The organism is Occallatibacter savannae (assembly GCF_003131205.1).
Taxonomy (GTDB): Bacteria; Acidobacteriota; Terriglobia; order Terriglobales; family Acidobacteriaceae; genus Telmatobacter; species Telmatobacter savannae.
In genome coordinates this window covers 231,929-252,806 of sequence record NZ_QFFY01000002.1, presented here as the reverse complement: position 1 = coordinate 252,806, position 20,878 = coordinate 231,929, and the positions used below count along the sequence as shown (strand labels likewise).

At 61.1% G+C, this 20,878-nt stretch carries 18 protein-coding genes; 6 read left to right on the top strand and 12 right to left on the bottom strand.

Annotated elements, in window-relative coordinates; translation table 11 throughout:
- Window positions 1-5 precede the first annotated feature (5 nt).
- The gene (locus DHV10_RS08520) at window positions 6-2,204 is read right to left on the bottom strand and encodes a winged helix-turn-helix domain-containing protein (protein WP_109485933.1); all 2,199 of its coding nucleotides are present in this window, start codon (window positions 2,202-2,204) and stop codon (window positions 6-8) included.
- 502 nt (window positions 2,205-2,706) lie between these two features.
- Between DHV10_RS08520 and DHV10_RS08515 the strand changes: the two genes are divergently transcribed.
- Together DHV10_RS08515 and DHV10_RS08510 are read left to right on the top strand one after the other, a co-directional pair.
- The gene (locus DHV10_RS08515) at window positions 2,707-3,330 is read left to right on the top strand and encodes a hypothetical protein (protein ID WP_162601335.1); all 624 of its coding nucleotides are present in this window, start codon (window positions 2,707-2,709) and stop codon (window positions 3,328-3,330) included.
- Between the two features lie 263 nt (window positions 3,331-3,593).
- On the top strand, window positions 3,594-6,020 hold the full coding sequence (locus DHV10_RS08510; protein ID WP_109485931.1) for an ABC transporter permease: 2,427 nt from the start codon (window positions 3,594-3,596) through the stop codon (window positions 6,018-6,020).
- Window positions 6,021-6,072: 52 nt separating this feature from the next.
- Here DHV10_RS08510 and DHV10_RS08505 read toward each other — a convergent pair whose 3' ends face one another.
- The 8 genes from DHV10_RS08505 to DHV10_RS08470 form a co-directional block, all read right to left on the bottom strand.
- Window positions 6,073-6,663, bottom strand: coding sequence for a DinB family protein (locus DHV10_RS08505; RefSeq protein WP_162601334.1), 591 nt, complete (start codon window positions 6,661-6,663; stop codon window positions 6,073-6,075).
- A gap of 331 nt (window positions 6,664-6,994) precedes the next feature.
- Complete coding sequence (gene hpnI / locus DHV10_RS08500; protein WP_239461401.1) at window positions 6,995-8,203, bottom strand: bacteriohopanetetrol glucosamine biosynthesis glycosyltransferase HpnI; 1,209 nt, start codon at window positions 8,201-8,203, stop codon at window positions 6,995-6,997.
- A 98-nt stretch (window positions 8,204-8,301) separates the two neighbouring features.
- Complete coding sequence (locus tag DHV10_RS08495; RefSeq protein ID WP_109485928.1) at window positions 8,302-9,558, bottom strand: ABC transporter permease; 1,257 nt, start codon at window positions 9,556-9,558, stop codon at window positions 8,302-8,304.
- Between the two features lie 121 nt (window positions 9,559-9,679).
- Window positions 9,680-10,936 carry an ABC transporter permease gene (locus DHV10_RS08490; protein ID WP_109485927.1) on the bottom strand — a complete coding sequence of 419 codons (1,257 nt, stop codon included), beginning with the start codon at window positions 10,934-10,936 and terminating at the stop codon, window positions 9,680-9,682.
- A 48-nt stretch (window positions 10,937-10,984) separates the two neighbouring features.
- A complete protein-coding gene (locus tag DHV10_RS08485; protein WP_109485926.1) occupies window positions 10,985-11,365 on the bottom strand; it encodes a four helix bundle protein in 381 nt (126 codons plus the stop codon).
- A gap of 80 nt (window positions 11,366-11,445) precedes the next feature.
- Window positions 11,446-12,672 carry an ABC transporter permease gene (locus DHV10_RS08480; protein WP_109485925.1) on the bottom strand — a complete coding sequence of 409 codons (1,227 nt, stop codon included), beginning with the start codon at window positions 12,670-12,672 and terminating at the stop codon, window positions 11,446-11,448.
- A gap of 310 nt (window positions 12,673-12,982) precedes the next feature.
- Entirely contained in the window at window positions 12,983-13,495 is a 513-nt protein-coding gene (locus DHV10_RS08475) for a hypothetical protein (protein WP_109485924.1), read from the bottom strand.
- 279 nt (window positions 13,496-13,774) lie between these two features.
- A complete protein-coding gene (locus DHV10_RS08470; RefSeq protein WP_162601333.1) occupies window positions 13,775-14,770 on the bottom strand; it encodes an alkaline phosphatase family protein in 996 nt (331 codons plus the stop codon).
- A 124-nt stretch (window positions 14,771-14,894) separates the two neighbouring features.
- On the opposite strand from DHV10_RS08470, the gene DHV10_RS08465 reads away from it, so the two are divergent.
- From DHV10_RS08465 to DHV10_RS27530, 3 genes are all read left to right on the top strand, one after another.
- Complete coding sequence (locus DHV10_RS08465) at window positions 14,895-16,271, top strand: flavin monoamine oxidase family protein (RefSeq protein WP_109485923.1); 1,377 nt, start codon at window positions 14,895-14,897, stop codon at window positions 16,269-16,271.
- Window positions 16,272-16,474: 203 nt separating this feature from the next.
- Window positions 16,475-17,317: a helix-turn-helix transcriptional regulator gene (locus tag DHV10_RS08460; RefSeq protein ID WP_109485922.1), complete on the top strand. Its 843-nt coding sequence runs from the start codon at window positions 16,475-16,477 to the stop codon at window positions 17,315-17,317.
- Window positions 17,318-17,410: 93 nt separating this feature from the next.
- Window positions 17,411-17,560: a hypothetical protein gene (locus DHV10_RS27530; protein WP_204101371.1), complete on the top strand. Its 150-nt coding sequence runs from the start codon at window positions 17,411-17,413 to the stop codon at window positions 17,558-17,560.
- Window positions 17,561-17,617: 57 nt separating this feature from the next.
- On the opposite strand, the gene DHV10_RS08455 is transcribed toward DHV10_RS27530, so the two are convergent.
- The 3 genes from DHV10_RS08455 to DHV10_RS08445 all read right to left on the bottom strand — a co-directional run bounded on the left by DHV10_RS08455 (window position 17,618) and on the right by DHV10_RS08445 (window position 19,626).
- Window positions 17,618-18,544 (bottom strand): NAD-dependent epimerase/dehydratase family protein, encoded by a 927-nt coding sequence (locus DHV10_RS08455; protein WP_109485921.1) that lies wholly within the window; start codon window positions 18,542-18,544, stop codon window positions 17,618-17,620.
- A 163-nt stretch (window positions 18,545-18,707) separates the two neighbouring features.
- Window positions 18,708-19,133, bottom strand: coding sequence for an antibiotic biosynthesis monooxygenase (locus tag DHV10_RS08450; RefSeq protein ID WP_109485920.1), 426 nt, complete (start codon window positions 19,131-19,133; stop codon window positions 18,708-18,710).
- A gap of 61 nt (window positions 19,134-19,194) precedes the next feature.
- The gene (locus DHV10_RS08445) at window positions 19,195-19,626 is read right to left on the bottom strand and encodes a dUTP diphosphatase (protein ID WP_109485919.1); all 432 of its coding nucleotides are present in this window, start codon (window positions 19,624-19,626) and stop codon (window positions 19,195-19,197) included.
- Between the two features lie 209 nt (window positions 19,627-19,835).
- Here DHV10_RS08445 and rsgA point away from each other — a divergent pair, with 209 nt between their 5' ends.
- Window positions 19,836-20,864 carry a ribosome small subunit-dependent GTPase A gene (gene rsgA / locus DHV10_RS08440; RefSeq protein WP_109486505.1) on the top strand — a complete coding sequence of 343 codons (1,029 nt, stop codon included), beginning with the start codon at window positions 19,836-19,838 and terminating at the stop codon, window positions 20,862-20,864.
- Window positions 20,865-20,878 lie beyond the last annotated feature (14 nt).

Below are 20,878 nucleotides of genomic sequence, written 5' to 3'. Positions count from 1 at the left end.
CGCATTCAAGGGAGCGAAACCCGGTACAGATTTCTCTGCACCGTCGCGTTGATCCACGCATAGTGCTCGGGGTCCATGCCGGGCACCAGCACCGAACGCGGCACCGCTCGTGCTCCCTTCACCACGCTCGGATCCGCCAACGGCGCAATCCCGTCGGCCGGGAAATCCGCCGGAAACGTCTCGCCCGGTCCCATCGGTATCGCAATCGCCTTGCCTGGACTGTTCCGCGATACATACTCGACGGTGATGTACAGAAACTTGCCGTCCGGCGACCAGTTCGGCGTGCAGTGATCTGTGCACAAAATTTTTTGGCTACCATCCTCGAGCGAGACGGCCAGGATCGTTTGCCGATGATCTTCTATCGGCCTCGCAGCCGCCAGGATAACCCACTTCCGCGCTGGCGAAATGCTCTGCAGATCCGAGATCGGGTAGGGAAAGACCTTTGACACATTTCTGCCATCCGGGTCAGCTTGCTCCACGTAATTCGTCCCGCCCTCTGCTTTCTGAAACAGAATCTGTCCCTGCGGTCCGAACTGCGGCATCCGCGCACCAGCGATTCCCAGCTTCACCGGAGCCGAACTCCGGTCCATCGGCGCGCGCCACAGCTCCGTCACGCCGTTGGCGCCCCACGTTGCATACACAACCTCTTTGCCATCACGCGAGATGTTGAACGAAGCCATCGACACATCCGGCAGCACCGCCTCGCTCTTTCCCGACTCCACCTCCGTCTGCCACAACTCCGTAGCCAACCCCTTTCCACGGCGCAGAAGGTAGTAGACGACCTTGTCTTCCTGTCTGAAGACAGGAGTGGGCCACCAGCCCACCTCGCCATCGGAAGCCAGCGTGTGATCGCCCTTCTCGTCGTGAAACACGATCGAGGTCTGGTAAACACCCAGCGACGTAATCAGAGAACGCCCGTCAGGATCGACTGCGATGCCTTCCTCCTCTGTCGGCCCTGAGGTGATCTGCTCCGGAACTCCCTCCGGAAAGCGCTGCTGCCAGAGGTGGGTGTGCCCGTCCACGTAGGCTGCGAAGTACATCCACTTCCCATCCGGCGACCAGGCCGCCGATGTACACGCGCCCGCCGGCCCAACATTCCGTGTCTGGCGCTCCCCCTCAATCGCGATCAGCCGGCACGGAGCCCATTCCCCGTTCCCGTTCATCTCCACCACGAGCGCCCAGCGCTTGTCCGGCGAAGGATAAGAAAGGTGAGCCATGCCCCGCTCGTGCGCGGGTGCATACAGATCCTGAACGTTCTCCCGCGTCATCGTAGACTTGACGACACTCAGGTGAATTCCCGACGGTGCCTGCGAATAGAGCACGTTCTGCGAGTCAAGCCACTGCAGGCCCGACGAATTCTTGAACAGAAGCCGCGGCTCTCCTCCCAGCGACGACACCACGTACGTCGAAAAGACTGGCCCTTCCAGCACCGTGTACGCAATCTCCGACCCGTCCGGCGAAAACGACAGTCCATATTTCAGTCGGCTGTCATCCGTCACCCGCCGCGCTTCCCCATTCGGCAGCAGCTTCACATAGATCTGGTCCACCGTCATGAAAGGATCCACACCGCGAATGAACGCCAGCATGCGTCCGTCCGGCGACAACGCCGGTTGCACCGCCGAGTCCGTGAAGTCCGTTAGCTGCGTGTACCTCACCTCGCTCGAGTGCTGTCGCGAACGATAAATCGCTGTCCCGCCAAACGCACCGAGCGCGCACAAAGCCGCTGCGGCATACCACCCCAGCGCTCTCCACCGTTTGCGAGCGCCGGCGGCCGGGAGAAGCTCCGTCTCAGCTTTGACTCCGGCAGTGACCCGGTACGCCGGCCCGGCCTCGGAGCTCACGGCAGCCGATTGATCCGCAGCCACTGGTCTCAACGGCTCGACCGTCGTCACCGGTGCAACGAACCGGTACCCCATCCCCGTGACCGTCTGGATGAACTTCGGCTCCTCCGCATCATCCTGCAGCAGATGCCGCAGCTTCCTCACCGCCGTATTGATCCCGTGCTCCGTGTCGACGAACACCTCGCTCGACCAAAGCCGCTCCGCAATCTCCGCCCGCGTCACCAGCTGCCCCTGCCGCGACGCCAGCAGCATCAGCAGCTCCATCGGCTTCCGCTCAACGCGAACCGCCCGCCCATTAAGCTGAAGCTCAAACCGCTGGCAGTCCAGCCGGAAATCGCCGAATTGGTACAAGGACCCGTTCATTGAGCGCCAGGAAACCTCAGACTACCTTCAACTCTTCTCGATCCGTCCAGCCTCGCCCGCTCACCCAATTACCAGCGCGGCACGCGAGAAGAACTTGGTCATCTCCTCCGAATCGACCCCCGATTACCACTGTGCGGTGACCCCTCAGTCAAACTCTCGGGCACGTTAGCTCTGGATCGCCTCCCGCTCAAATCCGTCGCGGAAGCACACCCGCATCGTCCTCTGGCCTTCGGGGAATACGAAACAGTGTGTCAGGAAACCGTGGGATTTGAAAGACCTTACCGCTTCACCTAAACTTCACCTCCGGCTTTACCTCCCCTTCATTGCCTCGTCCCCGCACTCCGCGCTTAGCTTCGTGTTCAGCCGGCAACGGCATTGTCGAACAGAACATGTCCTTTGACCGGATCCGGAGTCGTTGTTCCCCTCAACTGGCGGCGGCTCCGGCTCTCCAAAGGAAAACCTGTTTGAGAATGCCGTCTCTCCCGGCCAGGAGGAAAAGGACATGAGGTCAACAAATTGCAAGCTCGCATCGATGTTGGTCGCATTGGTGCTCGCCTTGATCACCGTTCCCGGCGCACTCGCGCAATGTGGATTCTCCAAGAACTACAAACCAGCCAGCTGGCAGCCGTCCATCGGCACCGCCCATCTGGCACGCACCGCCTTCGATGACGGCGATGCCGACGACGCATCCATCGTCGGCATGTGGCATGTCATCTTCACCGCAAAAACCGTGAACGGAAACCCCATCTCCGACATGGTTATCGACAACGCCCTTACCGTCTGGCACAGCGACCACACGGAGATCATGAACTCCGTTCGCCCGCCTCAGGACGGCAACTTCTGTCTCGGCGTCTGGAAGAGGACCGGAACCTCCAGCTACTACCTCAACCACTTTGCCTGGTTCGCCAACCAGTTCCCGAACAACACGAACAACGGCATCGGCGCACCCGTGGGCCCAGCCCGCTTTACCGAAAAGGTCACGGTCTCTCCCGACGGCCAGCACTTCACCGGCACTTTCACGCTCACCGCCTACGACACCGGCGGAAACGTGATGGTCGCTTTCACAGGAGCCCTCTCCGGCACCCGCATCACCACCTCAACCACCACAAGCGATCTCTTGCAGTAGTCCCACACCTGTCGCGAACTCAGCAACGGGTGCCCCCGGTCCCTCGTCTTCGGGGACCGGGGATGCATCCACCCGAATTGATCCTGTCCGAATCCGAACACCCGCACGCCGGAGCGGACAAAGTCTCCCCCGCCGCCGTCCGTCCCCCGTTCTCCTAAACCAAAGGTGACATTGGTCTTGCCCATCACCGTGCTTTGGCGCACGGCATGCTCCATCGCTTTCAACTACTCTTCATTCCCCAAGAGCACTCTATGGAGGCGTCCATGGCCGGACTGCTTGGGGATATACGCTTTGCCTTGCGTCAATTACGCAAGAGCCCCGGATTCACCTTCACCGCCGTCCTCATGCTGGCGCTCGCCATCTGCGCCAACAGCACCGTCTTCAGCTGGATCGATGGCACCATGCTCAACCCCGTCCCCAAGGCCCGCAATACTAGCGAACTCGTCAGCGTCATGCGCGGTCAGTGGAGCACCTCGCCCGCGCCGCCCTTCTCCTATCTCGACTACCGCGATCTCCGCGAGCGCAACCACTCCTTCACCGGAATGCTCGCCTACCACCACGACTGGCTCACGCTCACCGGCAACGGCATGCCTGAGCGCATCTACGTCGCCAACGTCTCCGCCAACTTCTTCGACGTCCTCGGCATCAAGCCCGCACTTGGCCGATTCTTTCTCCCGGGCGAAGAAGCCCGCGAAGGCGGCGCTCGCTACGTAGTCCTCAGCTACTCGCTCTGGAAAAACATATTCGGCGGCGATCCCAACATCGTCGGCAAGCCCATCGAACTCGCTCGCCAGTCAGGAACCATCATCGGTGTCGCACCTGAAGGCTTCATCAACGCCATGCCCGGCGTTCGTCACGATGCGTGGGTTCCCATCGATCCTCTCGGAACCGACAAATGGCGCATGACCCACCGCAGCGCCAATTACCTCAATGTCCTCGCGCGTCTCAGACCCGGTGTCACCCGCCAGCAGGCCACCGGTGATCTCGAAAACATGATGCGCCAGATCGTTGTGGCCTACCCCACTGAGCACATCGGCGCAAACAACATCACCCTCGATCCCATGTGGCGCTCCCCGTTCGGAGCCAATGTCTATCTCGCCCGTTCTCTCCCCATCCTGCTCGCGATCGCCGCGTTCGTTCTCCTGCTCACCTGCGTCAACGTGGCAACCCTCGCGCTTGTCCGCTTCGTGGCCCGTCGTCGCCAGATCGCTATCCGCGAGTCGCTCGGGGCCGGCCGCTTTCAGCTCATGCGCCAGATGATCCTCGAAGGCCTGATCGTGTCGCTCGCCGGTGGTCTCGTCGCCCTCGCCCTAACCGCATGGACAGCGAAACGCTTCGCCGACTTCATCCCCCCCAACGCGAACCCCATCGTGCTCAACGGCACCGTCGATCACAACGTCATCGGCATCATCGTCGTGCTCTCGATGCTCGCGACCCTGATCTGCGGCGCGTTTCCCGCGCTTCGCTCTTCCCGCGTCAACGCCGCCGAAGTGCTCAAGGAAGAGGCCGGCGCCATCTCCGGCGGACACCACCGCCGCCTCCTCAGCGGCCTGGTCGTCACGCAGATCGCGCTTTCCCTGGCCCTGCTCGTCTCCTCCGCTTTATTCCTGCGCACGCTTCGCAACATGAGCGGCGCCGACCCGGGCTTCCGCCAGGATCACGTCCTCACCGCATCTCTCGCCCTGGGCATCGCCGGCTACTCCGATAAGGAAGCAGACCTCATCGAGCACAAGATCCTTGAGCGCGTCTCCGCTGTCCCCGGAATCAAAGTGGCTGCTCTCACCAACTGGCTTCCGCTCTCCTTCAACGGCCGAAACGCCGACGTCTACCCCGAGGACTACGTCCCTCAACTCCACGAGTCGCACGAAGTGCGCCGCGCCGACGTCACGCCCGGCTACTTCTCCCTGATGGGAATTCCGCTCACGGCCGGCCGCGACTTCACACGCGATGACACTCGCACCGCGCCTCCCGTCGTCATCGTCGACCAAACCCTTGCTGATCGATACTGGCCCGGCCAGAATCCACTCGGCCGTCACGTCAAGATCTGGGGCCGCCTGTACACCGTCATCGGCGTTGCAAGAAATTCAAAACACCAGTTCGTCAACGAGCCGGTCGAGCCCATGATCTACCGCAGCTTCTTTCAGAACCCAGACGATCCCACCCTCATGGTCCAGACCACCGGCGATCCCGACGCCCTCGCACCCGCCATCGAAGAAGCTATCCACCAGGTCGACCGGCAACTCGTCACCTTTGACGTTCGCTCGCTTGAGGAGACCACTCGCGCCTCCACCATCTTTCCCGTCATGGCCAGCACCTTTGCCGCAATCTTCGCCATCATCGCTCTCGTACTTGCGGCAACTGGAATTTACGGCGTCATCTCCTACCGCACCCAGCTCCGCACCCACGAAATCGGCATTCGCGTGGCCCTCGGTGCATCCCGTGCCGATGTCATGCGCCTCGTCCTGATGCAGGGTATTCAACTCACCATCGCCGGCCTTGCTCTTGGACTCGCTCTCGCCTTCGGTCTCACCCGCTTCATCGCCAGCATGCTCTATGGAGTCAGTCCCACAGACCCCATCACCGCTCTGGCAGTCGTTGCGCTTCTCGCAGTGATCTCCGTGCTCGCCTGCTACGTGCCGGCTCATCGCGCCATGAGCATCAACCCCGTCTCCGCGATTCGCGAGCAATAGAAAAGGCCCGGCCGCCGTCAGGCTCCGGGCCTCTTCTGATTCTTGCTCCGATTTACATGCCGCCGCCGCGGCTCGCCGGAGGAACAATCCCGTTCATCCGCAGATAAACCACCATCTGTCCGTAGTGATCCATCATGTGCGCCAGCCCGAACGACGCCATTCCGCCGCGCGTTCCATGCTCCGTCATCACAAACGCATTCTCGGCCGTAATTCCGCTTACATACGTATGCGCCTGCGCCAGCGAGTCCTTCAACGCCTGAATGATTTCGGCCTTCGATTTCAGCTTCTCGATCGCATCGCTCTTCGCCTTCAAGTCTGCTTCTGACATGTTGCCGCCGAAGAAGTACCAGTTCGCATCCGCGACATGCTTCACCTGCGCGCCGAAGCTGCGCACGCCCTTGAAGTCGCCCGCCGTCGCAGCAGGAGAGAAGTCGAATTTGTCTTCCGGCATCGCCTCTGCCGCGTCGACAAACTCCTTCTCCATGCCGCTGAGAAGTTTTCCATACGTCTCGGACGGCGACATAGCCGTGCCTACCGCCGGCTTCGCCGGTTTCGCCGAATCCTGTGCCAGAGCAAATGCGGGTGCCGCAGCGACCGCGCAACACAACAACATCCGGCTGACAATCTGTGAGGGGATTTGCATCGATCTCTCCTTGTACGGTCTCCCGGTTTTCACCAGCGCAAACAGCAAACCATGGACCGCGTGAGGCCAAATCTACCAGACCCCTCCCGCGCGTCGATAGCGGCAATCCGTGAATCCGTCACAAATCGCCGGAATAGTTTCGAACCGGCCCCACCACATCGCAAATCGGCGGCTGCCGTATCGGATCAACGAACCTCGGGTGCCCCATCCAAGCTCTGCTTGGGTGGGAACGAAAATGCCGATCATCAGAAGACACGGCACTGTCGGTGGCGCCAGAAGCGTCAGGGCACGACTTTAGTCGTGCCGAAAACAGTCCATCAAAAACTGGGCTTCAGCCCCTGCGTTGATCGATCGCCGGAATCAGCCTCCCCTTCCGCACCTCAAACCGCTCGCCCCGCCACACCACCGTGTTCGACGCGAATCCCCCAATCCACAACCCCGTCGCAATCACATCCCGCACCGGCAGCAGCCATAGCGAAGGCAGCACCTGGTGATCGCCCAGCACCTCCGCTCCGACCGTCATCGCCAGCGACAACCTCAGAAAGAAGCACAGCGCCAGCAGCCACAAGCTCACCGGACTCGCACCGCTCGCCACCACATTCAGCAGCGCCAGCGTCAATCCCTGCGTGAAGATCAGCCCCGCATATCCGCCGGGCCGCGCATCGCGCACGGTGCGCAGCCAGCGCAGCTGGTGATCGCAGAACCCGCGCCAGTCATACGCCGGCACGCTTGTCTCCACTACATCCGAGCTCAGCGCAATGCGATATCCAGCCTTGTAGATCCGCTCTCCCAGTTCGTAATCGTCCGCAAGCTGATCGGCGATCGCCGGAAACCCGCCGATCTTCCCCAGCGCCTCGCGGCTCACCGCAAGCGTTGAACCCAGCCCATACCGCAGCCCGCCCTCCAGTATCCGTGCCATCAGCACGCTCGGCATAAAATCCGTCGCGATCGTCAGCGCCTCGAGCCGCGAACCAAGAGTTCCATGCGCCCGCCCGCGATACAACGCGGTGACCAAACCCACCGGCTTCGGCGCCTGATGAAACGGCCTCGCCTCTTCCGGAGCGAAGTGCCCCATCACCCGCGTCAGATAATGCGCGCTCACCGTGATATCCGAATCATTGACCAGCAGAAACTCGTGCCGTGCATGCGGCACCATCTGCGCCAGCGTGCTGACTTTCCCATTCGACCCCAGCCGCTCGGGACACTCGATGAGTCGAATAACTCGCTCCGGAAACTCCGCCTCGAGCTCCCGCACCGCCGCCACCGCCGGATCTTCCAGAGAACCCACCCCAAACAGCAGCTCGTACTCCCCCGCATACTCCTGCCTGCAGTGGCTGCGGAACGCATCCAGCATCCCCGGGTCGAGCCCCTTCAGCGACTTCAGAATCGACACCCCCGGCGCATAACTCCCCAGGGGCTGCCGCCGCGAAGAGATAAACAGCCGCGCCGCCGCCAGCGCCGCAACAAAGTACCCCATCCCCGCCACAGTAAGCACTGTGGTCAGTCCCTCAACCCCCACCGCCAATGCATGTGATTGCACGAAGTCAGTCTAGCGAACTCGAGCTTCCAGTCCCTAGCTTTTAGCCTCTAGCAAGACACCGCTCACCCTCCAGCCAGCAGCTAGTAACTAGAAGCTCATCATTCGTAGCGGAGTGCCTCAATCGGATCCAGATTCGCCGCCTTCCACGCGGGATAAATCCCGAACACCAGTCCAATCCCGCACGACACCGTGAACCCCGTCACGACCCACAACGTTGACATCGCCGCGGGCAAGCCAATCGGCAGCAGATACACAATCCACGTCAGCACCGCGCCAATCAGAATTCCCACCACGCCTCCAAGCGCCGTCAGCGTCACCGCCTCCACCGTGAACTGCAGCAGCAGCGCCCGCCTTGTCGCCCCGATCGCTTTCCGCACTCCGATCTCGCGCGTTCGCTCCGTCACGCTCACCAGCATGATGTTCATCACGCCTACGCCGCCCACCATCAATCCCACGCTCGACACCGCGATCATGAACAGCACTAGTCCGCCCGTCAGCTGATTCCACAGCTTCGACAGCGAATCCGGCCCGAAGATCTCAAAGTCATCCGGCTTATCGAGCTTCACCTTGCGCCGGACCCGGAGCACCTCTCTGATCTCCTCCTCCACCAACGTCTTGTTCCGCTGATCGTCGTACTTCACGCTGATGTACATGTCCTTGATTTCGGGATACAGGCTGTGAAACGTCCCCAGCGGAAAATACAGCCCGTTGTCCGCCGGATTCTTCCCCGAACCAAACGGCTGCTTGCGCTTGTCCACCACCCCGATCACTGTGTACATCCCCGGCCCGACGTTCACTTCCTTCCCGATCGGATCGTCGCCGCCGAACAGCTCCTCGGCCGTATCGTGCCCCATCACGCACACGTGCGCATGCCGCTGGTCTTCCTCCTCGGTCCAGAACCGCCCCGCCGTCATCGCCAGGTTGTAGATAAACTCCGTCTGCGCAGTCGAGCCCGCCAGAAATGCGCCCGAAATCTTATGTCCCTTGTACTTCAGGTCCACATCGCCCACGTGGAACTGCTCATTCACGTGCCGGTAGCTGCCGTCCGTCGCCACCACATGCGGCATGTCTCGCAGCGCCAGCACATCATCCAGCGTCAGCTTCTTGCGGGTGAGCATCTCGGTCGTGGGCCGCACGCCGATCAACGGCATGTGGAATACCCAGAACACATTCGACCCCATCGAGGTCACCCAGTCATTCACTCGATTATTGAGTCCTGTAATGACAGAAGAAATCGTGATCACCGTGGTCACGCCGATCACAATGCCGAGAATCGTAAGCCCCGAGCGAAGCTTGTTCGTCCGCAGCGTATCCAACGCCATCCTGACGGATTCCCGCGTCTGTCCCTGGGCCATCACGCGCCGGCTCTTCCTTATGTGGCAGTATGGCAACCATTATGCGCCAGATTCGCGCATCGAAGCACCGGTATTCGCGTCGGCTTTCCGAGCCTATGTCCCTAGCCCCTGAAGCACTCCGCTACTCGTAGCGGAGTGCCTCAATCGGATCCAGGTTCGCCGCCTTCCACGCCGGATAAATCCCAAACACCAGCCCGATTCCGCACGACACCGTAAACCCGGTCATCACCCACAAGGTAGACATCGTTGCCGGCAGCCCGATCGGCAGGAAGTAAATGATCCACGTCAGCACCGCGCCCACCAGAATCCCGATCACGCCGCCTACCGCGCACAGCGTCACCGCTTCGGTCGTGAACTGTACCAGCAGCGTCTTCTTCGTCGCCCCAATCGCCTTCCGTACCCCGATCTCGCGCGTCCGCTCCGTCACGCTCACCAGCATGATGTTCATCACGCCTACGCCGCCCACCATCAACCCCACGCTCGACACGGCAATCATGAACAGCACCAGGCCGCCCGTCAGCTGGTTCCACAGCTTCGACAGCGAGTCCGGCCCGAAGATCTCAAAGTCATCCGGCTTATCCACCTTCACCTTGCGCCGAATGCGCAACATCTCCCGGATCTCTTCTTCCACGAGGGATTTGTTTTTCGGATCGTCGTACTTCACGCTTACCCACATATCCTTGTCTTCCGGATGCAGGTTGTGAAACGTGCCCAGCGGGAAATACGCCATGTTGTCCTGCGGATTTTTTCCGCCACCGAACGGTTGCTTTTGCTTGTCGAGCACTCCGATCACCGTGTAGAGCCCCGACTCAATCGCCACTTCCTTGCCGATCGCGTTCTGATCTCCGAACAGCTCCTCCCACGTATCGTGTCCCAGTACCACAACGTGCTCGGCGCGCTTGTCTTCTTCGTCCGTCCAGAGGCGGCCCTGCAAAATCGTAAAATTCGCCACCAGCGCTACCTGCGCTGTCGATCCCTGCAGGATCGTGCCCGCAATCTTCTTCCCGTTGTAGCGCACCGAAACGTCGCCCACACGGAACTGCGACTTTACGTGCTGATACCCTCCATCGGCCGCCACCACATGCGGCAGCGTGCGCAGCGCCACCACGTCGTCAAAGTTGAGCTTCTTCCGCGCCAGCATCTCCGTCGTTGGCCGCACGCCGATCACCGGCATATGGAATACCCAGAAAACGTTGCTCCCCAGCGAGCTCACAAAATCCTGCACGCGATTATTCAGCCCGCTGATCACCGACGAGATCGTGATCACCGTCGTCACGCCGATTACGATTCCCAAGATCGTCAGCCCCGACCGCAGCTTGTTCGTGCGAATCGTCTCCAGCGCCATCTTCACCGACTCGCCCGCCTGTTGTCCCCGCATGTTTCCGTCACTCCAAGATTGAAGTTGCCAGTCCCCAGTTGCCAGTCGTCAGTCCGCGCTAAGCCGAGAGCGCATATTTCGCACTGAATGAATAAGCGAATAAAGCATCCTACCTACTTCCTCGGACATCTCCAGAGATTTCTCGATCTGGCCATCCACACCGATCTGCAGCTCTCTTGCAAGCTCTAGTTGTGTTTGCAACTCATAAGTTGATCCCCGTGCAATCCCTAGGAACTGTCCGAATTCTTTCGAGTTCAATCTGCCGTGTCCCTCGGCGATGTTGCTTGCGATCGAAACGGCCGATCTACGCATTTGACTGGTGATTCCATACATCTCTTCGCGCGGAAATTGCTTGCTCAACTGATAGATAGCTGCTGCCAGCTCCATAGACTTCTGCCAAACCACGAGATCGCGATAACCCCTCGACATTCTTTTCTCATCTTTCCGACCTCGCTAGAACTACTTTGCTTGAACTGGAGACTGGCAACTGGTAACTGGTAACTGTCTTCCTACATTTCCGCCCTTAGAGCGACCACCGGATCCAGCCTCGCCGCCTTGCTCGCCGGATAAACTCCGAAGAAGATCCCCACTCCGCTTGCAAGAAAAAGTCCCAGGAACACCGCCCATAGCGGCACCGCCGTCGGGAAGCCCACAAACACCGTGATCAGCTTGCCCACCAGCACGCCCATCAATATCCCAAACACCCCGCCGATGCCCGCCAGCGAAGCGCTCTCAATCAAAAACTGCACCAGCACATCCCGCTGCTTCGCGCCAAGAGCCTTGCGCACGCCAATCTCCCGCGTCCGCTCCGTCACGCTCACCAGCATGATGTTCATGATCACCACGCCGCCCACCACCAGAGCGATCGAACCCAGCCCCATCACCACCCAGGCAAAAACGCCGAGCAATTGATTTGCAATGTCGAGGAACGTATCGTTCGTCTGAATCTCAAAGTCATCCGGAGTTCCCGGCCCGAGATGGCGCCGCGCGCGCATGATCACCCGCGCCTCATCCTCGGCACGCGCCATTACATCCGATGTTCCCGACGCGCGCGCATAGATGTCCACCGAATCGTTGTAGCCGTAGATCTGCTGGTAAACGCTGATCGGAATCGACACCCAATTATCCTGCGACTGCCCCAGCGTCTTGCCTTGCCGGTCGCCCACACCCACAATCGTGAACGGAATGCCGTCGACCCTGATCTCTTTGCCCAGCGGATCGCCGTCCCCGATCAGGTTATCGACAATGTCGTACCCCACAATGCAGTTGTGGAATGCATGCTCCTCGTCCGCCGGCGTAAATCCGCGTCCCAGCGCGATGTCGATATTGTTGAGCGACATCATCGAGGACGTCAGCCCGCGCACCAGCGTGTTGTTGCTCGAGTGCCCGTTGTAGACCACCTTGGTCGACTTGAACAGCGAAGCCCCGACCTCGGTGCACTGCGTGCACCCTTCCTTGATCGCCTCGTAATCCTCCATCCGCAGAATCTTTCGCTTCTGGAAGCTGAAGTACTGGTCCGCCGAGAGAATTACGCTCGACATCCGGTTCACCGTGAACACATCCGCGCCGTACCCGGACAGCTTTGTCGAGATGTACTTCTTCGCTCCCTGCACCAGCGTGAGCACCATGATCACCGAGGCCACGCCCATCACCACGCCAATCAGCGTCAGGATGGAGCGCATCTTGTTGCCCCACAACGATTGAAACGCCAGCTTGAAAGCCTCGAGAATGCTCATGAATCCACTTTCCGTGTTCCAGAACCGTCTGCGCAGTGTCCTGCGCGCGCCCAGGGATCAAAAAGCAGGGACTGCCTCAGCCGCTATCCGGCGCAAGAATCCTCAATATCCCCGGTATTTGAGAGACGTCCGAACCCGCCCATCGGCCTCAGAAACCGACAAGCCCATCCTACCCTCTCATCAATCGGTACGCACCCCGATGGGACAAGGTTCCGCCACCCTGTTGCAGACTGGCTTTGATCTGCCACAATCCGGCTCGGCAGGCTGGCGCACCAGTAGACTCTGAAGGCTGATGGCTGAGAGCTGAGAGCTAAACCGGCCCTCTACTCATATTCCGCGCCTCCGTCACATTGTCCGGATCATCCGTGAACCGCTTCCCCTCGCGGAAGGCGAACTTCTTGTCCTCTCCATCCACCCGCCGGATGCAGTCCTGCGCTCCGTCATCCCACGTAACCCGCGCCTCTCCGTTCACATACGCCCAGCGTCCGCGTACGTGGCGCAGCGACCGCCAGGCGCTCCCGTCGTCGTTCAATATGATGGAAAACTTCCCGCCGTTCCCGTCTCCCACCTCCCACTTTCCCAGAAAGTGGCCCCTGGGCGGCGCCCCGGCAGGCGTCGGTCCTGCATCCGCCACAGCCGAGTTCCCCGGAAACTCAATCCGCGCCACATCCGCCATGCTGAAGCTCTGCCGGTGCCCGTCCTTGAACACAATCACGATCTGCCCCGAGCCGCCCTTCGTAACCCGGCCCTGCGCCACCCCCGAAAGCAAAGAAGCCCCTGCCACCAGCCCACACGCCAACACCCCAACGACAAACTTGCGCATCGTTCTCCTCTTCCTCAGCGGCCGAACCAAAAACCGGCTAGACCGCGCCCCCATTATCTACGGAAACGCAATCCCCTCAGTTCCGGGCAGTTATTACCTTCTCCAGAACCTCGGCTGCCCCACGTCTCCCGCAATTGGAGACGTGGGTAACCTAGCTGTGAATAGGAGGCTGGAGTCTGGCAACTGGCAACTGGCAACTGGCAACTGGCTACTGGCTACTGGCTACTGGCTACTGAAGACTGAAAACTGATGACTGATAGCTGACAGCTGACAGCTGTCTCACGGAAACACCGAGAACATCGCCCTCAGATCCGTCGAACTCCCCGCGTTCCGCATCAGCGGATAAACCCCGAAGATCTCCTGCATCGTCCGCAGCGTCGACCCATGCGTGTAGTACGTCGAATTGTGGTAGTGATTCCCCTTAGCAAATGGCGACAGCACAATCATCGGCACCGGCCCATTTCCTGAAGCCGCCTCATCCCACGTGATAAACAGCGCTCCCCCGCTCCGGTACGCAGTCGAATCCAGAATCATCGGCACCGTCTTCTTGAGCCACGCATCCCCATGGGCGATCGCATTCCCTCCGCAACTATCATGCATGTCATGACAGAGGTTCGGAGTGATGAAGTTGTACCGCGCCACCCTTCCCGACGCGAGATCGTGTTCCAACTGGCTCATGGGCCGAATATGGGCTATACAGTTCGCCGATGAGATCGACCGGTTATTCGTCTGATCGCTGAAATACACGAAGGGATTGTGTTTGGGCGCATAAAGCATGTCGCCATTCACATCTGTTGCTCCCTCGTTGCGCACAGGACAATTCGTTCCAGTGACGTTCTCGTCATACGAGCGCCACGAGATTCCCGCGTTCTCCAGCAGCTTTACGAGGTGCTCATGTGTCGTCAGGTTGTGCTCCGACGGCGGTCCATCATCCCTGATCCCGAAACCCGTTCCCGCCTCCAGCCACAAGTAGTTCGGCAGACTGGGATGAACCCCCTGCGGAGTCCTGTAGTTGTTCGCGTACGACGCCATCGGCAGCAGCGTGTAGTTGATGTAGGGCGCCGCCGGATTCCCTTTGATGTTCCCGCTCTTCGCGCCCGTCCAGTTATGGTTTTCCATCACGATCACAAACACGGTCTTGATGTGGTGCAAGGTCCTCGCCGCATCCGGTTCTGGCTGCATCGCAGCGGGTTCCTGCCCCGCGCTCTTCAATATGAGCGCGAAAACTACAGCCGCAACGGCAAAGCCGCTGAGCACTCGGCGAACTGGGTTCATAGAAACTCCTCGTGGGCCTGACCGGCCCTGACCCAAAATTGGAGAATGAAGCCCGACTAACCCGAAGTTGAAGCCCAGACTAAGAATTTGACCTGCCGGGCTTAGATGCAGCTCAGCCCAAAGCGTGGCCCCAATTCCCGTTGACTTCCGGACCCGCGCCGCATCCAATTTCCAGATGGAAACGGGCAGACAACGAATCCTGGTTATCGGTGCCGGTATGGCCGGACTCACCGCGGCTCGCCGTCTGGCCGAAGCCGGCCGCCAGGTCCTCGTGCTGGAAGCCCGCGACCGCGTCGGCGGCCGCATCCGCACCATCCGCGAAGGCGACCAGATCCTCGAACTCGGTGCCGAATTCATTCACGGCCACCCGCCCGAACTTTGGGACCTGATCCGCGAAGCCGGCCTCAGCACCTACCCCATCGACGGAACCGACTATTGCCATCGCGACGGCAAGCTCCGCAAATGCGACGAGCAAAGCCCCATCTTCAAGTTCCTCAACCAGCTCGAGAAATGGAAAGGCCCTGACCTCGCCTTTGCCGACTACCCGCCCCTCGAAAAGCTTTCACCCGAGAAGCGCGAGGAGGTCATCAACTACGTCCAGAGTTTCAACGCCGCCGACTATCGCCAGATCGGTATCCACTCCCTCGCCGTCCAGCAACACGCGGAAGACGAGATCCAGGGCGACGAAGTCTTCCGCATTCGCGAAGGCTACGACCGCCTCCCCCAGTTCCTCGCCTGGAAAGCCCGCGAAGCCGGCGCACGCATCGAGCTCTCCCGCCCCGTCGAGCGCATCGAGTGGCGTCGCGGTCGCGTCGAGGTCTACGCTCGAGATGGCGGCGAACTCCTCGAACTCACCGCCGGCAAAGTCATCATCGCCGTCCCCCTCGGCGTACTCCACCAGTTCGGCGTCGTCTTCGACCCCGTGCCCCACGCCCTGATTGCCGCACACCAGCTCTCCATGGGACCCGTGCGCCGCTTCACGCTCCTCTTCCGCGACCGCTGGTGGGCCGAGCACGACGACCTCAAGCTCTCAAAGCTCAGCTTCCTCTTTGCGCACGACGCCATGCCCCCCGTCTGGTGGACCGCCCACCCCTGGGAAACCCGCACCCTCACCGGCTGGATCGGCGGCCCGCGCTCGGCCTCCTTCGCCCAGTGCACCCGCGAACAGGTCGGCGACATCGCCTGTCAGGAGCTCGCCCGCATCTTCTCTCTGCCCATCGACTACCTGCGCAACCAGCTCGTCTGCTGCGCCACACAGGACTGGCAGACCGATCCATACGCCTTTGGAGCCTACAGCTACGTCCCTGCCCGCGGCCTCGACGCCGTTCTCGAACTCGCCACTCCCGTCGAAAACACCCTATACTTCGCCGGCGAACACACTGACGTCACCGGCCACTGGGGCACCGTCCACGCCGCCATCCGTTCCGGCGAACGCGCCGCCAAACAAGCCCTCATCCCCACCCGCGCCCAACTCCACCAGATGACCGCCCGCCCCGCCTGAAACCGTACGGCGTCACCTCGCCCCTTCTCCCGGAGGGAGATCCGAGAATAGCCCACCGTGAAACGCTGGGTGCCCCCGGTCCCTCGCGTTTGGGGACCGGGGTTTCATAGACCTCAAGCTTTTCAAGCCGGATAACAATCTAAATATTTCGACAGTCCCTTCCCCCTCCCGCCCAATCCAATAGTCATAATCAGGACACCTGCATGCCATCCCCCTGCCCCGAAATCTCCTCCGACCTCCTCCTCAATTCCCCCTCCGTAGCCATCCGCGACGTCTACTGCCGCGGCACCCATCGTGATCGCGGCGCCGAAGAACACGCCCGCGTCACCTCGCTCGTCTTCACCTATCGCGGGACCTACGTCCGTCACGTCGGCCACAGTCAGTCCGTTGCCGAAGCCAACCAGGTTCTCTTCTTCAATGCCGGCGAATCCTACCGCGTCAGCCATCCCGTCTCAGGCGGCGACGCCTGCCTATCCCTCGTCGCTCATCCCACACTCCTTGCCGAGATCGCGCAGCCCGCACTCCTCGACAACAAATCAACCGCGACCTTTCGCCCCAATCGCCTTCGCATCGACGCCCGCACGCAGGCCCTCGTAGCCATGCTCCGCTACAGCCTCCGCGAAGGCACCGCCGAGTCTCTCGAAGCCGAAAGTCTCGCGCTCACCCTCCTCCAGCGCGCCCTCGGTCCTCGCACCACCCGCGGTCCGCGCGGTACCTACGGCAATCAGCGCACCGTCGACCGCATCAAGCTCCTCCTCGCCTCCAATCTCACCCGTCGCTGGACCCTCTCCGACATCGCCGCCGAGATCCACGCCTCTCCCATCTACCTCACGCAGGTCTTCCAACAGGTCGAAGGCATGCCCCTCTACCGCTACCAACTCCGTCTGCGCCTCGCCCGTTCCCTTGACCTCCTCTACAAGTACGACGACCTCACCGCGCTCGCCCTCGAAGTCGGCTTCTCCGGCCACAGCCATTTCACCGCCGCATTCCGCCGCACCTACGGACGCTCCCCATCCGCCTTCAAACGCGCCGCTCTCGGCCGATGACAATCAATCAATTCTCTAAAGATCGCGACAGCCCCGTTATCACGCCCCGTGGCCTACTATCCCTACCCGAACATCGGGTCAGGAGAAACCATCATGGCTGCTGCCACATGTGCCGCTTGCGACTACCCCCTCGATTCCAACGCCATTAAGGTCACAATCGCCGGCAAAACCGTAGAAGTCTGCTGCGAAGACTGCGCTCAGAAACTCCGCGAAGCCAACGCCTCTGCCAAAGCCGCTGTCTAATCCAAACACCAGCGGCGCGAACAGCCCAAGCTGCACGCGCCGCATTACACACAGTCCCTATTCCCTAATCCCTACTCCCTGCGCCGCCTCAATCCCCTTCGCATACGGCGTCCCCGCGAAACCGAAAGCCCGCGCATACTTCGACGAATCGAACAGATACGGCGAGTCGTTCTGATACAGCATCTCGTGCACTTCGCGAATCGTCGCATCAAACCACCCTGCCATCTTCACCATCGTCCTCGACAGAACCCGATACCGCGGCTCCTTCCCCATCGCCTGCGCCGCCGCCTGAATAAACTCCCTTCCCGTCAGCGGCTGGGGTGCAGTCGGCAAATGCCACGTCTGATTCCACGCCGTCGGGCTCTCCGCCAGCTTCAAAAGCGCCTCCGCCGCGTCGGGCACGTACGTGTACGAATGCGGCATCGCATCGCTCACCAGGCACATCGCCTTCCCGCCTTTGCGCAACGGCTCGAACACCATCACATTCGGAATCCCGTTCTTCGCATCGGGTCCGTAAAAGTCCGCCGCCCGCGCAATCATCGCTGTCAGCTCGCCGTCTTTCCACGCTCTTTCCAGCCTTCTCGCGATTTGCGCGCGCACGGCGCCCTTCCGGCTCGCCGGATTGTAGGGAGTCTCCTCCGTCATCGGCCCATTCACCCGGCCATACATATATACGTTGTCGAAAAAGATCAGCTTCGCCCGCGCCTGCTTGCACGCGTCCACTGCGTTGTCGATGATCCGCGGCCACTGCTCCGCCCACAGCTTGTGATCGTATTTCAGCCCCGCCAGCAGAAACACAACGTCTGAGCCGGCGACCGCCTCTACCGTCTGCTCATGCTTCGTCAGATCGGCGATCCGCACATCCGCCGCTCCCGGCGGCGCGCTCGCGTGTCTGCTTACCGTTCGGAATGGGAGCTTGCGCGCCGCGAGTAACTTCACCAGCTCATTGCTGACACTGCCACCCGCTCCAAGAATCGTGTACATGGGACGCCTCCTCTCCGCCCAGAAGCATACCCCCATTTCCAGCGAATGAAAGCTCCATCACGTTTCTCTGTGGTTGGAATCAATCCATGCATCCAACCTGTTCCCTGTTCCCTGTTCCCTGTTCCCTGTTCCCTTGTTCCCTAATCTTTGTTCCCTGCTTCTTTCACTTGAGCGTCCGGTCCGATCGCCCTTCATCCGGCTCATCAATCCGAAACGCCTTCTGCGCATCCGACGGACGATTCACCTTCGACGCGCGTCCATGCCGCAGCATCCGCCGGTGCGCCTCACCCCACGACGGAAGCTCCTCGCCCTCCTGCGTCCAGTGCGCTACGGAAGCCTCATCGCACCACTCCATCAGCTTCCGCATCGACTCCCCGTGCGGACCGGCCGTCATAAACGCCTTCATCGCCGCTTCCGACTCCCAGCAGGTAAGTGTCCAGAACGCATTACGCCGGTCGCGAAGCACCTTCGCCGCCAGGCACCCCTCCGCCTGCGCCGTCTGTTTCCCAATCCGCATTGCCGAAACAATAAACGCGGGCATAAACCGCCAGGACCGCACCCGCAACCGCGTCACCGACACTAAAGCCATTCTCGATCTCGCATCTAAGCTGTCCCTCGTTCCCTCGTTCCCTAATCGCTGTTCCCTGCCTCTACCCCGAACTCCCAAACCCCTTCCCCAGCCGCGCCGACTCCTCCAGCGTCTCCACCTGCTCCACGACCCCCGTCAGCACCGGCACCGGAATCATCTGCGCAATCTTCTCTCCCGCCTTCAACTCCACCGCCTCCAGCCCGAGGTTCGTCATCACGATCTGCACCTCGCCGCGATACCCCGCGTCAATCACGCCTGCCGTCGTCGCAATCCCCTTCGACGCCATTGACGACCGGTCCCGCACCAGCAGTCCCAGCGGCACACCCGTCTCCGGATGCCGCGCCTCCACTGAGATTCCCGTCCGCACACGCACCGTTCTGTGCGGCTCCAGAAACACACCCTCAAGCGCGAAAACATCGTATCCGAGATCCTCGCCCGCATGCGCCACCACCGGCAGCCGCGCCCCTTCTTCCAGCAACTTCACCCGTAACATGTGTCCATACTACCCGCCAGTAGCTACTAGCTACGAGCTACGGGCTACAAGCTAGTAGCTAGGAGCTACCGTTCTCCTGCTTCTTCTGCTAACCTTCTCACCCGAGGCGCCGCTGTCCGAAACTGTCTAACTCGTCCTCTCACTTCTCGCCTCACCTGAGCGCCCGGTGAGGTGTGCACTCCCGCTTCAACCCCGAGAGGATCCTCACAGTGCAATTACACAACCTCGGCTGGAATGGCTTCTTTGCCATCCAGCAATGCCCCGGCACACCCGCGCGCGTTGCCTCCGCCTCGCGCGACCGCTTCACCGTCTGGACTGAGACCGGCGAACTCGAAGCTGTCGTCAGCGGAGACCTCCGCCGCAACTCATCCCTATGGCCCGCAGTCGGAGACTGGGTCGGCCTTCGCCCCAACACATGCGTCATCGACCGCGTCTTCGAACGCAAAACCACGCTCTCGCGCAAACAACCCGGCAAGCCCATCGAAGAACAAGTCCTCGCTGCCAACATCGACACCCTCTTCATCGTCACCGGCCTCGATCGCGACTTCAACGAGCGCCGCATCGAACGCTACCTCGTTCTCGCGCAACAAAGCGGCGCGCGTCCCGTCATCGTCCTCAACAAGGCCGACCTCGCCCCTTCCCTCAACCTCGACGTCGACCAGATCCTCCATCGACTCTTCGCCTGCACCGGCGATCCAGTCCTCCCCATCAGCGCCGCCACCGGACTCGGGCTCGAACAGCTCAGCGACCTCATGGCTCTCGGCGAAACCGCCGCTCTCATCGGCTCCTCCGGCGTCGGCAAATCCACCCTCGTCAACCGGCTCCTCGGCCTCGCTCTCCAGCCCACCGGCGCAGTCCGCGCAGACGATCAGCGCGGCCGCCACACCACCACCACCCGATCCATGTTCGCGATGCCCTCCGGCTGGCTCCTCATTGACATGCCCGGCCTGCGCGAAGTTCAGCTCTGGGCCGGGCCCGATCAGCTCGACTCCGCCTTCCACGACATCGAGCAGCTCGCCCAGTCCTGCCGCTTCCGCGACTGCACCCACTCGGGCGAACCCGGCTGCGCACTCGCCGCCTCCGACCTCGACCCTGCGCGTCTCGAAAACTACCGCAAGCTCCAGCGCGAACTCGACTACCTCGACCGCAAACTCGACAAGCGCCTCATGAGCGAAACCAAAGCCCGCTGGAAAGTCATTCACAAAGCCATGCGCCACCACCCCAAAACACAACGGTGACTCGCGCAAACAGC

Excerpts from the sequence above, each read along its gene's own strand:
- DHV10_RS08520 (WP_109485933.1), bottom strand. The coding sequence starts at position 2,204 with ATGAACGGGTCCTTGTACCAATTCGGCGATTTCCGGCTGGACTGCCAG.
- DHV10_RS08515 (WP_162601335.1), top strand. The coding sequence starts at position 2,707 with ATGAGGTCAACAAATTGCAAGCTCGCATCGATGTTGGTCGCATTGGTG.
- DHV10_RS08510 (WP_109485931.1), top strand. The coding sequence starts at position 3,594 with ATGGCCGGACTGCTTGGGGATATACGCTTTGCCTTGCGTCAATTACGC.
- DHV10_RS08505 (WP_162601334.1), bottom strand. The coding sequence starts at position 6,663 with ATGCAAATCCCCTCACAGATTGTCAGCCGGATGTTGTTGTGTTGCGCG.
- DHV10_RS08495 (WP_109485928.1), bottom strand. The coding sequence starts at position 9,558 with ATGGCCCAGGGACAGACGCGGGAATCCGTCAGGATGGCGTTGGATACG.
- DHV10_RS08490 (WP_109485927.1), bottom strand. The coding sequence starts at position 10,936 with ATGCGGGGACAACAGGCGGGCGAGTCGGTGAAGATGGCGCTGGAGACG.
- DHV10_RS08485 (WP_109485926.1), bottom strand. The coding sequence starts at position 11,365 with ATGTCGAGGGGTTATCGCGATCTCGTGGTTTGGCAGAAGTCTATGGAG.
- DHV10_RS08480 (WP_109485925.1), bottom strand. The coding sequence starts at position 12,672 with ATGAGCATTCTCGAGGCTTTCAAGCTGGCGTTTCAATCGTTGTGGGGC.
- DHV10_RS08475 (WP_109485924.1), bottom strand. The coding sequence starts at position 13,495 with ATGCGCAAGTTTGTCGTTGGGGTGTTGGCGTGTGGGCTGGTGGCAGGG.
- DHV10_RS08470 (WP_162601333.1), bottom strand. The coding sequence starts at position 14,770 with ATGAACCCAGTTCGCCGAGTGCTCAGCGGCTTTGCCGTTGCGGCTGTA.
- DHV10_RS08460 (WP_109485922.1), top strand. The coding sequence starts at position 16,475 with ATGCCATCCCCCTGCCCCGAAATCTCCTCCGACCTCCTCCTCAATTCC.
- DHV10_RS27530 (WP_204101371.1), top strand. The coding sequence starts at position 17,411 with ATGGCTGCTGCCACATGTGCCGCTTGCGACTACCCCCTCGATTCCAAC.
- DHV10_RS08455 (WP_109485921.1), bottom strand. The coding sequence starts at position 18,544 with ATGTACACGATTCTTGGAGCGGGTGGCAGTGTCAGCAATGAGCTGGTG.
- DHV10_RS08450 (WP_109485920.1), bottom strand. The coding sequence starts at position 19,133 with ATGGCTTTAGTGTCGGTGACGCGGTTGCGGGTGCGGTCCTGGCGGTTT.
- DHV10_RS08445 (WP_109485919.1), bottom strand. The coding sequence starts at position 19,626 with ATGTTACGGGTGAAGTTGCTGGAAGAAGGGGCGCGGCTGCCGGTGGTG.